Source organism: Leptotrichia sp. HMT-225 (assembly GCF_030644325.1).
Classification (GTDB): Bacteria; Fusobacteriota; Fusobacteriia; order Fusobacteriales; family Leptotrichiaceae; genus Leptotrichia; species Leptotrichia massiliensis.
In genome coordinates, this window is sequence record NZ_CP130323.1 from 93,744 (window position 1) to 107,293 (window position 13,550).

12 protein-coding genes are annotated in these 13,550 nt (G+C 30.2%); 11 read left to right on the forward strand and 1 reads right to left on the reverse strand.

Annotation, left to right across the window (positions count from 1 at the left end; genetic code table 11):
- Positions 1-256: 256 nt before the first annotated feature.
- Positions 257-1,612 (reverse strand): chromosomal replication initiator protein DnaA, encoded by a 1,356-nt coding sequence (gene dnaA, locus QU666_RS00415; RefSeq protein ID WP_021769816.1) that lies wholly within the window; start codon positions 1,610-1,612, stop codon positions 257-259.
- A gap of 645 nt (positions 1,613-2,257) precedes the next feature.
- On the opposite strand from dnaA, the gene rpmH reads away from it, so the two are divergent.
- From rpmH to QU666_RS00470, 11 genes are all read left to right on the forward strand, one after another.
- Positions 2,258-2,395 (forward strand): 50S ribosomal protein L34, encoded by a 138-nt coding sequence (gene rpmH, locus QU666_RS00420; protein WP_006805377.1) that lies wholly within the window; start codon positions 2,258-2,260, stop codon positions 2,393-2,395.
- Positions 2,396-2,595: 200 nt separating this feature from the next.
- Complete coding sequence (gene rnpA / locus QU666_RS00425; protein WP_021769814.1) at positions 2,596-2,922, forward strand: ribonuclease P protein component; 327 nt, start codon at positions 2,596-2,598, stop codon at positions 2,920-2,922.
- Entirely contained in the window at positions 2,922-3,131 is a 210-nt protein-coding gene (gene yidD, locus QU666_RS00430; RefSeq protein WP_021769813.1) for a membrane protein insertion efficiency factor YidD, read from the forward strand. Before rnpA ends, yidD begins: the two co-directional genes overlap by 1 nt.
- 20 nt (positions 3,132-3,151) lie before the next feature.
- Positions 3,152-3,838: a YidC/Oxa1 family membrane protein insertase gene (locus QU666_RS00435; RefSeq protein WP_021769812.1), complete on the forward strand. Its 687-nt coding sequence runs from the start codon at positions 3,152-3,154 to the stop codon at positions 3,836-3,838.
- The gene (locus QU666_RS00440) at positions 3,807-4,616 is read left to right on the forward strand and encodes a R3H domain-containing nucleic acid-binding protein (RefSeq protein ID WP_036071512.1); all 810 of its coding nucleotides are present in this window, start codon (positions 3,807-3,809) and stop codon (positions 4,614-4,616) included. Before QU666_RS00435 ends, QU666_RS00440 begins: the two co-directional genes overlap by 32 nt.
- 94 nt (positions 4,617-4,710) lie before the next feature.
- Complete coding sequence (gene mnmE / locus QU666_RS00445) at positions 4,711-6,078, forward strand: tRNA uridine-5-carboxymethylaminomethyl(34) synthesis GTPase MnmE (protein WP_021769810.1); 1,368 nt, start codon at positions 4,711-4,713, stop codon at positions 6,076-6,078.
- Between the two features lie 59 nt (positions 6,079-6,137).
- A complete protein-coding gene (gene gyrB, locus QU666_RS00450; RefSeq protein WP_021769809.1) occupies positions 6,138-8,120 on the forward strand; it encodes a DNA topoisomerase (ATP-hydrolyzing) subunit B in 1,983 nt (660 codons plus the stop codon).
- A gap of 398 nt (positions 8,121-8,518) precedes the next feature.
- The gene (locus QU666_RS00455; RefSeq protein WP_304984850.1) at positions 8,519-8,665 is read left to right on the forward strand and encodes a hypothetical protein; all 147 of its coding nucleotides are present in this window, start codon (positions 8,519-8,521) and stop codon (positions 8,663-8,665) included.
- Between the two features lie 57 nt (positions 8,666-8,722).
- Positions 8,723-11,287, forward strand: a complete 2,565-nt coding sequence (gyrA, locus tag QU666_RS00460; RefSeq protein ID WP_021770046.1) for a DNA gyrase subunit A — start codon at positions 8,723-8,725, stop codon at positions 11,285-11,287.
- Positions 11,288-11,328: 41 nt separating this feature from the next.
- Entirely contained in the window at positions 11,329-12,090 is a 762-nt protein-coding gene (locus tag QU666_RS00465; RefSeq protein ID WP_036071780.1) for a GntR family transcriptional regulator, read from the forward strand.
- Positions 12,091-12,937: 847 nt separating this feature from the next.
- Positions 12,938-13,390 (forward strand): YfcE family phosphodiesterase, encoded by a 453-nt coding sequence (locus tag QU666_RS00470; protein WP_036071994.1) that lies wholly within the window; start codon positions 12,938-12,940, stop codon positions 13,388-13,390.
- The last annotated feature ends 160 nt before the right edge of the window (positions 13,391-13,550 follow it).

A 13,550-nucleotide genomic window follows, 5' to 3' on the forward strand; every position in this document is an offset into this window, starting at 1 on the left:
TAATACTATATTTTTGATTAAATTTTTCCACAATTTTTGTGTATAAATTTTCAACATATAGTGGAAATTAATTTTTGTTTTTACACATTACAATTTTACAATTTATTTTATTAAATATAATTTAATTTTTTTGCTAAAATTTTTTTATAAAAATAATCTATGTAGAAAACTTTTTCAACTGTGGATAATTTTTAAAATATTATCATTTTTTTTCCACAAAATTTTCAACATTCTTTCCACATTTTCCACAATTTTTTTAAGCTCTAAAAATCTTCTTGTTCAAAGCTTCAATTTCTTTTTTGAACACAACATCTTCCTTCGTTTTTTTATCAATTTTTCTGATACTACTTATAACTGTACTATGATCTTTTCCGCCAAAAAGTCCACCAATTGCTGTTAAGCTTAGATCCAGTTCATCGTTATTTTTTAAAAGATACATTGCAATTTGTCTTGTTTCTACTATTTTTTTCTGACGTTTTTTAGATTTCATGTCAGTTACGCTGACACCATATTGTGTAGAAATCATTTCTATTACTTTTTTGGCTGTTACTTTAGACTGTTCACGTTTTACGTTGTGCATAAGCATTTCTTGTACCAGCTGCATTGTTATCTGTTCGTTTAAAAGTTTTGCACGTGCGTTTAAGTTTGTTAATGTTCCTTCCAATTCTCTTACATTTGTATCAAGAGAATCTGATATGTATTCAAGAATGCTGTCGTCTATTTCAATTCCTTGTGTCTTTGCCATATTTTTCAAAATCATCATACGAGTTTCGTAACCTGGGCTTTGAATTTCTACTGTCAAACCTGATAAAAATCTTGATTCGAGACGTTTTGACAGATTTTTTATTTCCTTTGGCGACTTGTCACTTATCATTATTATCTGTTTTCCAAGTTCCTGAAGTTTATTAAATGTGTGAAAAAACTCTTCTTCCACAGTTCCTTCACCACGTCCAAACACCTTCTCAAAAAACTGTATATCATCTAAAAGAAGCACATCCAAAGCACGGAAAGTATCACGAAAATTCTGAATACGTCCGCTGTTTAAAACTTTAAAAAATTCATTTGCGAATTCTTCTGAAGTTGAGTAATATACACGCTTGCTTGGATTATTTTCCAATATTGCATTTCCCACAGCTTGCATCAAATGGGTTTTACCAAGTCCTGAACTTCCATAGATAAAAAGCGGGTTATAAACTGGCGTTGGATTGTTGACAACTGCAAGACAGGCGTTATATGCAAGTTTACTATTTTCCCCTACAACAAAGTTGTCTAGTCTATGTTTCGGGTTTAAACCTGTGTGGAAAACTTGGATTTTTTCCTTTGTATCTTTTGAAAAACTATGTGTTTCAGCCTTATATGTCATTACATCCTGCTGTTTTACTTCAAAGTTTATAGTAACTTCCTCATCTGTTACAATTTCCACAATATCTTCCATCTGGCTTTTATGCTTTTCCATATTCTGCTGTATCAGCTTTGAATTGCATACAAGTGTAAGTTTTCCATCTTCCAGCTTTCCTACTTCCACATTGTTAAAAAATGCCTCAAATTCTGCCTCGTTTACCCTTTTTTTCATTATTTTTTTTATTTTTTCCCACAATTTCTCAATATCCATTTACTTTTCTCTCCTTTTTAGTTAATTTTAATTATGAATAAAAATTTTTAATTTTCTCGCATTTTGTTTAGTAAACTCGTTTATTAATTTTCCCTTTAAATTTGTACTTTTATTTAATTTTACTATAACATAAATAAAATAAATAATCAAGATTTTAAACAAAAGTTTTCCACAGACTTTTCCACATAAAAAATATAATATTTTTCTGCTGTTTATCAAAAAATTTTCCTTTTTAAATTTTTATCCACAAAAATTAATTACATCCATTTTCAGTATCTTTCCACACATTATCCACATACTTTTAATTTATCCACAAATTCTGTTGGTAATTATGTTTACAATTTTGTTGATAATATTTTTCCACAAATTTGGTAAAAGTTTTCCACAGACTTTTATCTGTCAATCCCTTTATTTATCAATGTTCCCACATTTCCACAATGTATAATAATAATATATTTAATTATATATATACTATTATATATTATAGAATTGTGGATAAAAAATTCTGTATAAAATTTTATAACAAATAAATTAAATAAAATTTACTTTTTGAATAAAGCATTGAACTTGACTTTTTTTTGAATATTGTATATAATGTCTATAAAAGACAATAATTTTTTAAAACTAAGATAGAAAGGAAAAAGAATGACAAAAAGAACATATCAACCAAATAAAAGAAAAAGAAAAAAAGATCATGGATTTAGAAAAAGAATGCAAAATAAAAGCGGAAGAAATGTTTTGAAAAGAAGAAGAGCTAAAGGAAGAGCTAAATTATCAGCATAACCCGGTGTTAAATTCAACACTGGGTTTTTAAAAGCATTAATCTAAATATTAAGAGAGCTTTCTTATACCTAAAACCTCTTTAAAACTGGACACAAAAGTTAAAACTATCCATAAATACATGTTTAGTTGATTTTTTTGTCTAATTTTAAAGAAGTTTAATATATTAAGCTCTCACTCATTTTAACAAAAAGAAGAGAAATATGTCTATTAACAAAATAAAAAAATCAAAGGATTTTTCATTAATATATAACAAATCACAAAAAATGCATACAAAGTATGCTATTATTTTTATAAAGGAAAATCTAAATAACGAACAACGATTTGGCTTTGTAGCAAGTAAAAAAACTGGAAATGCAGTTCAACGAAATAGAATCAAAAGAATATTTAAAGAATTTGTAAAAATACATAAAGATAAATTTAAAAAAAATACAGATTATATATTTGTAGGCAAATCTGTCTTAAAAGAAAAAATAAAAAAATTAAAATATAAAGATATTGAAAAAGATATAAACAAGGTAATAAAATAATGAAAAAAATATTATTATTTTTAATAAAAATTTATCAAAAGGGTATTTCTCCATATTTAGGAAGACGATGCAGATTTTACCCAACATGCTCAGAATACTCAAAACAGGCAATAATAAAATATGGAGCAGTAAAAGGGAGTTATCTGGCAATCAAAAGAATATTAAAATGTCATCCTTTTCATAAGGGAGGATACGATCCGTTAAAATAAAAAAGTGGAGGAAATAATATATGTTTAAAATACAGGCACTTGTTGATTTTGTCGTACATGTACTAAACGCAATATATGGTGTTGTAGGAAATTATGGTGTAGCAATAATTATTGTTACAATTTTAATGAGAATAATTGTGTTTCCATTGACATTAAAGCAAGAAAAGTCAATGAAAAAAATGAGAGATTTACAACCAGAACTTGATAAAATAAAAGAAAAATACAAAGATAGTCCACAAGAATATCAACAAAAAACGGCTGAACTGTACAGAGAAAATGGGGTAAATCCATTAGGAGGATGTTTGCCACTATTAATTCAAATGCCAATATTTGTGGCACTATATTGGGCTTTTAGCGGAAATGCAATTCCAGCAGATGCTAAATTTTTATGGTTTACACTAAAACAGCCTGACAGATTATTTATGATGGGAAATTTCGCATTTAATTTACTACCTATTTTAAATGTGGGAGTTACATATATTCAGCAAAAAATCATGGCAAGTGCAACTAGTGGACAAGAAAGTAATCAGCAGATGCAGACGATGTTATACATGATGCCAATTATGATGTTATTCATATTTTACAATATGCCATCTGGGGTAACATTGTATTACTTAGTTTCAGGAGCTTTGTCACTAGTTCAGCAGTATTTCATTTTGAAAGGAAGAAGTGATGATGGAAAAGATAGTATTAAAGGCACAAAATGAGGAAGAACTTAAAAATATGGTAAGCCGTTCCTTGACGCTAAAGGAAGATGAGACTTATCAGGTAAAAGTTTTAAAACATCCTAAAAAAATATTGTTTATCAATATAAAAGGCGAATATGAAGTTAAGATTGTAAAAAAATCAGAGTTAAAAACCAATGAAAATAAAACAAAAGTAGAGAAAACAAAAACACAAAGTGAAAATAATAATGTAAAAAAAGAGACAAAAAAAGAAAATGGAAATAATTATCCAAAAAATAACAATAAAAAAAATTACAAAAACGAAAATTCAGAAAGTAAAGAAAAATCTGTTACAAATCAACCTGATACAAATATAGACAAAATCAGGGCATTTTTTAAAGAGTTTATTGTAAATATAAAAATGGATATACGAATTGTTAATATAAAAAAAGAAAACAACAACAAATACTTGGTTATTCTTGATGGAAAAGATATGAGATTTTTAATTGGCGAAAAAGGAAACACATTAAACAGCTTTGAATACTTGTTAAGCACAACAAGACAGTTTAAAAATATAAAAATAGTTGTGGATTCCAATAACTATAAGGAAAAACGTGAAAAATCATTAAGAGATTTGGCAAGAAAAAAAGGAAAAGCAGTTCTTTCAACAGGAAACGCCATAAAATTAAATCCAATGTCAGCACGTGAACGTAAAATCATTCATGAGGAAGTTTCCTTTATGAAGGGATTACAAACTGAAAGTGTTGGGGAAGAGCCAAAAAGATATTTGGTTATTAAAAAATTAGATGAAAAATTTTAAAAAATTGAGTTAGATTGTTTGAAAAAAGATTTTTTAAACAGTTTAGTGTAATATAAAATAAAAATAAAATGATTTTAGAAAATAGAGGGATAAAATGTTGTTTGATACAATTGCGGCGATTTCCACTCCAAAAGGTGAAGGCGGGATTGCCATAATAAGAATATCCGGCGATAAATCATTTGAAATACTGGACAAAATATTTATTAAAAAAAACCCAAATGCTGATTTGGGTTTTTATAAATTAAATTATGGATTTATCAAGGATGGAGAAAAAATAGTAGATGAAGTAATGGCTGTAAGGCTAAAAGCTCCCAAAAGCTATACTTGTGAAGATATTGTGGAAATAAATTGCCACGGTGGAACGCTTGTTTCGGAAAAAGTGCTTGAACTTGTGTTAAGAAATGGAGCAAGACATGCTGAAAGTGGTGAATTTACAAAGCGAGCATTTATGAATGGACGTATAGACTTGTCACAGGCTGAGGCGGTTATGGATATTATTCAGGGAAAAACAGAAAAGAGCGTATCACTGTCGCTCGATCAGTTAAGAGGGGACTTGCGTGATAAAGTTAATGAATTTAAGAAGGCTTTGCTAGATATTACAGCACATGTAAATGTAGTGCTGGATTATCCTGAAGAAGGAATTGACGATCCGTTGCCAGTAGAACTTAGAGATAATCTGGAAAAAGTATATGAAGAAGCAAATCGGTTAATTGACTCGTATGACACAGGAAAAAAAATAAAAGAGGGAATAAAGACTGTTATTGTGGGAAAACCAAATGTCGGAAAATCTACATTGCTAAATGCTTTGCTTCGTGAAGAACGTGCTATTGTAACGCATATTGCTGGAACTACAAGAGATGTTATTGAGGAAATAATCAATATAAAAGGAATTCCATTAGTTCTGGTGGATACAGCAGGAATTAGAAAAACTGATGACATTGTTGAAAATATTGGTGTGGAAAAATCTAAACAGTTTATTGAAAAGGCTGATTTGGTGCTTCTTGTACTGGATGCTTCAAAGGAGCTGGAAAATGAGGATATAGAAGTTATAAATCAGATAAAAGAAAATAAAAAGAAAGTTATAGTATTATTAAATAAGATTGATTTAAATAAAAAAATTAATCTTGAAGGGCATAACTTGGAAAATATTGTTGAAATTTCTGCAAAAGACAATATTGGAATTGAAGATATGCAGGAAAAAATCTATTCATACATTGTGGAAGAAGATGTGGAAAACTCATCAGAAAAACTAATAATTACAAATATTCGTCACAAAACAGCACTTGAAAAAACAAAAGACGCAATAAGAAATATTTTTGAAACAATAGATATGGGTCTTCCGATGGACTTGATTTCTGTGGATTTGAAAGAAGCGTTAGACTCGCTTTCGGAAATTACTGGGGAAATATCGTCTGAGGATATTTTAGATCATGTATTTGGGAATTTTTGTGTTGGAAAATAGATTTTATCATATTTTATAAAAAATATGAAAAGTTTTGGATAAAATGGAGGAAATAAATAATGGATAATAATTATGGAGCAGAGGCGATTACTGTTCTGGAAGGGCTGGAAGCAGTTAGAAAACGTCCAGGAATGTATATTGGATCAACTTCAGCACGTGGGCTTCACCATCTAGTATGGGAAATTGTAGATAACAGTGTGGATGAGGCACTTGCTGGAATTTGTGATAAAATTACTGTAAAGATACTTGAAGGAAATATTATCGAAGTATCTGATAATGGACGTGGAATCCCTGTAGGAATGCACAAAACTGGAAAATCAACTTTAGAAGTTGTACTTACTGTACTTCACGCCGGAGGGAAATTTGACAATGATAATTATAAAGTGTCAGGTGGACTTCACGGAGTTGGGGTATCTGTCGTAAATGCTTTGTCAGAATGGCTTGAGGCAACTGTAACACGTGATGGAAAGATTTTTAGACAGACATATCAGCGTGGTGTTCCAACTTCGCCTGTGGAGGAAATTGGCGTGGCAGACGATGGTGCACATGGGACTGTAGTAAGATTTAAAGCTGATGATGAAATATTTGAAACAACAGTTTACGATTATTCTGTATTGGAATCACGTCTAAAAGAATTGGCATATTTGAATAAAGGCTTAAAAATTGAACTGGCTGATGAAAGAAATGCTGAAAATGTAAAAGCTGAAGAATTTTTATTTGAGGGTGGAATAAAGGATTTTTTAAATGAAATTATAGATGAGGAAAAAATAATTGATGATGTAATTTATATGGCTGATACGATGCAAATTGAGGAAGCGAAGGAAGTGGAAGCTGAGGATGAAAACGGAAACCCAGTGATAAAACAGCGAAGTGCAAAATTTGTGGAAGTGGAAATTGCGATGAATTACACAACTTCACAAAGAGAAACAGTTTATTCATTTGTAAATAATATAAATACTCACGAAGGTGGGACTCACGTTAGCGGATTTAGAACAGCACTTACAAGAACAATAAATGATATTGCAAAGCAGATGAACTTAATTAAAGATAAAAATGGGACATTTCAAGGAACAGATGTAAGAGAAGGTCTTGTCTGTGTAATAAGTGTAAAGATACCTGAGCCTCAATTTGAAGGGCAGACAAAAACAAAACTTGGAAATAGTGAAGTTACAGGAATTGTCTCAAATATTGTTGGAAGCAACCTGAAATTTTATCTTGAAGATCATCCCAAAGATGCTGAAAGAGTTATTGAGAAAATGGCAATGTCAAAAAGAGCAAGAGAAGCTGCGAAAAAAGCAAGAGAACTTGTACTTAGAAAAAATACGTTGGAAGTAGGATCACTTCCTGGAAAGTTGGCAGACTGCTCTTCAAAAGATCCAGCTGAATCAGAAATTTTCATAGTCGAAGGAAACTCAGCAGGAGGTTCTGCAAAACAAGGAAGAGATAGAAGATTTCAGGCAATATTGCCTCTTCGTGGAAAAATCTTGAATGTAGAAAAATCAGGAGTGCACAAGGCTCTTGAAAATGCAGAAATTAGAGCAATGATTACAGCCTTTGGAGCTGGATTTGGCGAAGAAATGGACTTAAAAAAACTAAGATACCATAAAATCGTAATTATGACAGATGCTGATGTTGACGGAGCTCACATCAGAACATTAATGCTAACTTTCTTCTACAGACATCTAAGAGAATTAATAAATGAAGGCTACATCTATATCGCACAGCCGCCTTTATATAAAATTCAGGCTGGAAAAGCAATCAGATACGCCTATTCAGACGATCAGATGAAACAAGTGACAAGAGTACTGGAAGGAGAAGGACGAAAATATACAATCCAGCGTTACAAAGGGCTTGGAGAAATGAACCCAGAACAGCTTTGGGAAACAACTCTTGATCCAGAAGTAAGAACGTTATTAAAAGTATCAATGGAAGACGCTTCTTATGCCGATAAAATGTTTAATATTCTGATGGGGGATAAAGTTGAGCCGAGAAGGAAGTTTATTGAGGATAATGCAAACTACGTAAGAAATCTGGATATATAATTTATTTTTTATTTTAAGATATTTTGGTTAATGATTATTTTTTCTTATTTTATTTATATTAATTTTTTTAACACAGAGGTATCAGACGCCATACCTCTGCACACCCGCTTGACGCAAAACTTTCTTATAAAAGAAAAATAGAAGTTACTTAACTCATAAATAGATTCCAAAAGCTCACTTTCACAATAAAAAGTTAAAATGATTCAAATAAATGGTATTTAATGTAAAAATTATGGTGAAAGAAACACATTCGTGTTTAGCTATTTTTCTTCTAACGAAATTTTGTTTGATTTTGATTTAGTTAAATCAACTGTTGTAATTAGATTAAAATTGTCGTGATTTTTTGGAAATAAAAATTTCTGTTTGAGCAAAGCGAGTTTAATTTTTATTTTCAAAAAATGCTTAGACGAGCCAGGGATGCAAGGGAAATGGCGATTGATTTCCCTTGCTTAAAAAAAGAAGAAGATATAGAAATTATAGGAATAACATTTGTTAGCAAAAATTTATTTTATAAAAGATGTTTAATAGATAAATATACAAGTTAGGTTGTGGAATTTTGAGAAGGTGGATTGTAAAGTAAAAGAAAAGAAAAGAGGTGCAGGATGTCAGACGATTTTAGAGATGACGATGAAAGAGAAGAAGAGATAACGGAAATGGATGAGAACGATGATAGGGAAATCATTGTGGAAGGATTGCCTAAGGCTACGGATTTATCAAATGAATCTAATGTTTATATTGAGGATGAGATAAAGGCGGCTTATTTGGATTATTCGATGAGTGTAATTGTTAGCCGTGCGTTGCCTGATGTACGTGATGGATTAAAGCCTGTGCATAGAAGAATTTTGTTTTCCATGAGTGAAATGGGAATGAGCCATAAGACTCCGTTTAAAAAATCAGCAAGGATTGTCGGGGATGTACTGGGGAAATACCATCCACACGGAGATTCTTCAGTTTATGGTGCAATGGTTAGAATGGCACAGGACTTTAATATGAGATATGAACTTATTGACGGACATGGGAACTTTGGTTCGATTGATGGGGATGAAGCGGCGGCAATGCGGTATACAGAAGCTAGAATGGCTAAAATTACTGAAGAATTACTTGCGGATATTGGAAAAGATACGATTGATTACAGAAAGAACTTTGATGAAAGTTTGGATGAGCCGGTTGTATTGCCTGCTAAACTTCCAAATTTATTGCTAAATGGAGCAAACGGGATTGCCGTTGGAATGGCTACAAATATTCCGCCACATAATCTAGGAGAAGTCGTTGATGGAATTGTCGCATTGATTGATAATCCTGAAATTTCGATTGATGAACTGATTACGTATATAAAAGGTCCAGATTTTCCAACTGGAGGTATAATTAACGGAAAACAGGGGATTTATGATGCGTATAGAACTGGACGTGGAAAGCTAAGAGTTGCAGGACGTGTGGAAGTTGAAACTTCAAAAACTGGGAAAGAGTCGATTATTGTTACAGAATTACCATATCAGGTAAATAAAGCCAGACTTATTGAAAAAATTGCTGATTTGGTAAGACAGAAGAAAATTACTGGAATATCTGACTTGCGGGATGAAACTGACAGGGATGGTATCAGAATTGTAATTGAGCTGAAAAAAGGTGAAGAAAGTGAATTGATTCTGAACAGCCTTTATAAATTTACTGATTTACAAAATACATTTGGTGTAATTATGCTTGCACTTGTGGATAATGCACCAAGAGTGTTGAATTTAAAGCAGGTTCTTCAGAAATATCTGGAACATAGATTTGAAGTAATTACAAGAAGAACTGAATTTGAGTTGAAAAAGGCTAAAAATAGAGCTCACATCTTGGAAGGGTTCAAAATTGCACTTGATAACATTGAGGAAGTAATTAGAATTATACGTGCTTCAAAGGATGCAAATGTTGCACGGACTGAATTAATTGCAAAATTTGGATTCTCAGAAATTCAGGCAAAAGCAATTCTGGATATGAGATTGCAAAGGCTTACTGGACTTGAAAGAGATAAAATTAATCAGGAATATAACGAACTTATGCTATTAATTGAAGAATTAACTGGAATTTTATCTGACGATTCAAAAATATATGGTATAATTAAAGAGGAGGCACTTAAATTAAAAGAAGATTTTGGTGATGAACGTAGAACTGAAATCAGAAATGCAAGAGCCGAAATCAGCATAGAAGACTTAATTAAGGACGAAGAAGTTGTTGTAACACTTACAGAAAAAGGTTACGTAAAACGTGTAGCAATCGACACTTACCGTTCTCAAAAACGTGGTGGAATCGGAGTAAATGCTACAAATACAATAGAAGACGATGTTGTAAAAGATATGTACATAGCAAAAACTCTTGATACATTACTTATTTTCACAACGAAAGGAAAAGTATTCAGCATAAAAGTGTATGAAATCCCTGAAACTGGAAAACAGGCACGTGGAAAACTGATTGGAAACATTATAAATCTAGATACTGATGAAAAAGTCAGCACAATAATAAGAGTTCGGGAATTTGAAAAAAATAAAAACTTATTCTTTGTAACACGAAACGGAGTTGTTAAAAAATCTGAACTGACATTGTTTGACAACATTAAAAAAGCTGGAAAACGTGCAATTAAGTTAAATGATGATGATGAAGTTATGTATATTGGGCTTACAAGCGGAACTGGTGAGGACGAAGTATTTGCCGCTACAAGAAACGGTATTGCGATTAGATTCTCTGAAAAAGATGTAAGAAGTATGGGAACTGGAGCAGCAGGAGTAAAAGGTATAACTCTTAGGGATAAGGACAAAATTGTAGGAGCCGCAATTATTAATTCAGAAATGAATAATGATGAAATGAGAATTCTTACAATTACTGAGGAAGGATATGGAAAACGTACTAAGTTATCAGAATATAGACTTACATCTAGAGGCGGAAAAGGGATTATCAATGCAAAACTTAATGATAAAACTGGGAAAATCGTAGATGTAAAAATTGTTACAGAAAATGATGAAATTATGCTTATTACGTCAGAAGGAACATTGATTAGAACGAGCGTTAATAACGTGTCGGTAATAGGGCGTTCGGCATCTGGTGTACGAATAATGAAAGTTAGAAATAATGAAAAAATTGCTTCAGTGGTAAAAATTACAGAAGAGCCTGAATTGATTGAAGATGAACAATAAATAGGATAAAAAAAATTATCATATAGAAGGAAGTGGTTAAAATGTTACAAAAAAAAGCATTATTTTTAGTTACGGCGGAAAACGAAATACAGCCATTGGTTAATTTTGCAAAAGTTTTCAAGCAAAAATATAACGCTGATGTTGACGTTATTTACATTAAGGATGTCCTGAAATATGAGGTATTTCCTGTTAGCATAGAAGGAATGGGACTAAATATTGGAGCAAATTACGCTTTTAAGGAATACAGGGAACTTGAGGAAAAAACTGTAAAAAAATTAAAAGAAAAAATGACTTCTGATATTTCAAATTTTTATACAAAAGATGGTGAGACATCTGAAATTGTACTGGAAGAGTTAAAAAAATATGATTTGCTTGTTCTTGTAAAAAATGAAAAAGTAACTTCAGTGCTAAAGGAAATTTTAAGAAGTATTTTCAAACCACTAATTATTTTACCAAATGTGGAAGATTTCAAATTGGACAATTTAATGCTGCTTGATGATGGAGCTTATAATGCAAATAAAACATTATTTACTTTCTTCCATATATTTGGGGAGCAAAAAGTGGATGTATTACGTGTAAATGTCGAAGAAGATGATGAAAATAGCCTAGCTGAACGTTTTGGGGACAATTACAACCTTATTCACAAAAAAGGAGATACATTCAAGACAATTATGAATGAAGCTCAAAACTATGACCTAGTCTTAATGGGTGATTTGAGATACACAGTAATGGTGGAAAGAATTACTGGTAAGCTAGGAGTTAGAATACTAGAAAATCTTCAAAAACCGATTTTTATAGTATAGTAAAACCATTTTAGACCCAAACTCAAAGTTATGATTATATTACTCAAACAGTTTTTATAAATACAAATATAATTTCTGTTTGAGTAAATATATATTAGTTATACTAATATATTTTTGTGATTTTCTTTGTAAAGCATTTGTTTTTGCAATTTTTTTTTAAAAAACTATACCAAAAACATCATAACTTATTTTTTAATTATAAAAATATAGTTAGAATATATAAAAAGCTATATTGGTTAAAAATTTTGGGATAAAAAATCATATAAAAAAAATATTTGAGTATATTATTTTTTTAAACAAAAAATTTTCTATAATCATTTCATTTTTAGAACAAAATAAGTTGTAATTTAAAATAGTTATAAAATTAATATAATTAATTGTGCTATATTTCACAAGCAAAACACGCCTAAATAAAAGGTAAAATAGTATTTTTATGTAGTAATTATAATTTAGATTTTTTAGAAATTCTTAAAAATAAAGAAAATTATAATAAAAATAATATACTTTATAAAATCTTTTGGATTATAATAGAACTGGCATTAACGTAAATGTTGTTTCTTATATATAATATAGAAAATTAGGAATAAATTAAAAAGTGTGTTATAATAAATAATAAATTAATTACTAAAAATATTTGGAGTTTAGGATATTTTGCTAAATTTGTATACTAAAAACTCCTTTAAATTGGACTAAAGATGAATAAACTTTAGGACAAAAATGTAATGTTAAAATATTTATATTATCGTTTTAGAGTATGTTTATCGAAGTTTGATTTTAAAATTAAGTATGTAAAAGTTTTTTTCAATGGAGAAATAAACAAAAAAGGAATATGGAGAGAGGAGATTTAATGAAAGTATTGATTTGTTCCGATAGTCACGGAAGGCTTGATTATTTTCAACAAGTAATCGATCTGGAGCAACCAGAAATTGTAATTTTTGGAGGAGATCACAGTACAGATGCAATTGATATGTCGTTGGTCTACAGAGATGTACTTTTTGCCATTGTAAAAGGTAATACTGATATGGATGATTATGAGTCTAGAGAAACTAAAATATTTGATTTGATGGGAAAAAAGGTGCTATTAACACACGGACATCTATATAGTGTAAAAACGACACTTGAAGAATTAGAAAAAAAAGCTCATTTAGAAAAAGCTGAGATTTGCGTTTTTGGACATACACATAAAGAATTTATGGCAGAAAAAGGTGGAATAATATTTGTAAATCCAGGAGCATTACAAGATAAAAAATATATGGTTTATTATGGTGGTAAAAAGTTTGAGCAAAAAATATTAAAATAAGATAAGCTGTTATTGGCTTTAATTGGAATAAAGAAAAGACATAATTATTGAGTAAAATCAAGGTTATGTCTTTTTTTATGGAGTATGTTTTTATACAAATAAAAATTAACAATAATAAAATATTTTATAAATATTGATTTAAAGGTATTTTACTGATAAA

Excerpts from the sequence above, each read along its gene's own strand:
- gyrA (WP_021770046.1), top strand. The coding sequence starts at position 8,723 with ATGTCAGACGATTTTAGAGATGACGATGAAAGAGAAGAAGAGATAACG.
- rnpA (WP_021769814.1), top strand. The coding sequence starts at position 2,596 with ATGTCTATTAACAAAATAAAAAAATCAAAGGATTTTTCATTAATATAT.
- rpmH (WP_006805377.1), top strand. The coding sequence starts at position 2,258 with ATGACAAAAAGAACATATCAACCAAATAAAAGAAAAAGAAAAAAAGAT.
- QU666_RS00435 (WP_021769812.1), top strand. The coding sequence starts at position 3,152 with ATGTTTAAAATACAGGCACTTGTTGATTTTGTCGTACATGTACTAAAC.
- QU666_RS00440 (WP_036071512.1), top strand. The coding sequence starts at position 3,807 with ATGGAAAAGATAGTATTAAAGGCACAAAATGAGGAAGAACTTAAAAAT.
- QU666_RS00455 (WP_304984850.1), top strand. The coding sequence starts at position 8,519 with ATGCTTAGACGAGCCAGGGATGCAAGGGAAATGGCGATTGATTTCCCT.
- QU666_RS00470 (WP_036071994.1), top strand. The coding sequence starts at position 12,938 with ATGAAAGTATTGATTTGTTCCGATAGTCACGGAAGGCTTGATTATTTT.
- QU666_RS00465 (WP_036071780.1), top strand. The coding sequence starts at position 11,329 with ATGTTACAAAAAAAAGCATTATTTTTAGTTACGGCGGAAAACGAAATA.
- mnmE (WP_021769810.1), top strand. The coding sequence starts at position 4,711 with ATGTTGTTTGATACAATTGCGGCGATTTCCACTCCAAAAGGTGAAGGC.
- dnaA (WP_021769816.1), bottom strand. The coding sequence starts at position 1,612 with ATGGATATTGAGAAATTGTGGGAAAAAATAAAAAAAATAATGAAAAAA.
- gyrB (WP_021769809.1), top strand. The coding sequence starts at position 6,138 with ATGGATAATAATTATGGAGCAGAGGCGATTACTGTTCTGGAAGGGCTG.
- yidD (WP_021769813.1), top strand. The coding sequence starts at position 2,922 with ATGAAAAAAATATTATTATTTTTAATAAAAATTTATCAAAAGGGTATT.